This window comes from Sphingobacterium sp. Mn56C (assembly GCF_049319645.1).
Classification (GTDB): Bacteria; Bacteroidota; Bacteroidia; order Sphingobacteriales; family Sphingobacteriaceae; genus Sphingobacterium.
The window spans coordinates 1-961 of sequence record NZ_JBMOUC010000017.1; the positions used below are offsets into that span (position 1 = coordinate 1).

At 33.6% G+C, this 961-nt stretch carries 1 protein-coding gene; it reads right to left on the reverse strand.

Annotation, left to right across the window (positions count from 1 at the left end):
- Positions 1–66: 66 nt before the first annotated feature.
- Positions 67–961 (reverse strand): 5'-nucleotidase (locus ACL9RF_RS17715; RefSeq protein WP_422801975.1); only part of this gene is annotated, 895 nt, incomplete at its 5' end.

Here is a 961-nt window from a genome sequence, read left to right on the forward strand (position 1 = left end):
CTTTTGCAGAATAGAAAGCCAAAACTTCAAATTTTAGCCTTAACCCACCATAGCGCCAAACCCTTGTTATGCGTTCGTTGCTTTATTTTTTTCTTCTTCGTTTTCTGGAATTTCGATGTTTAGAGTTTCATCGTTTTTTAATATAGGTGATTCTTTTGAAATTCTAATATCATACTGCTTCATTGGTGAATCTGATTTATACAAAACCTTTCCACATGGTACAACTTTACTTGAGCCGTCTAAATGTATTTCTTGGTCATCAAAAAAAATGTGTGCTCCAAATGCTTTAAGAACTTTATCTTTTGATAATCCACCCATAAAATATGCCTCATCAACATACACACCCCAATGACGCAAGGTCTTAATTACTCGCATATGACTTGGAGCATTTCTAGCTGTTACAATTGCAATTCTCAGTGGAGTTAATTCAATTGTCATTGGTAACTTTTCTTGAATTTTTGATAGTTTTTTCAATAATTCAGCGAAAGGTCCGCCATTTAGTGGAACATCTTCATTTTCCTTTTCATGTTTATGAAATGCTTCTAAATCTTGAGTTTTGTAAATTAATTCTGATTCTTCTGAAAACACAACAGCATCTGCATCAAATGCAAATTTCACTCTCTCAGTTTCGGGAACATAATCTGCTGGGGGGTCGTAAATTACAGCGGTAGCACAATTTGAATTATCAATTACTTTTTGAACTTCTTTTTCATCTTTCGAAAGAAATAAATCTATATCAAATGCATCTAAGAATGGAGACAATGGTTCGCCTCCAGAGAATGCCCATCTTGTTAGTGGAAGTTGATAATGTTCTATAGCTTTTAAAACTCTAACTCCAGTTTCAGGACTATTCCTTGACATTACAACTACTTCTACAATAGGTTTTTTAGGATCTACGTAATCGTTAAGTTTTAATAATGCCTGAATTAAGGGAAATGCAGTTCCTTTTTCTAATAACTCA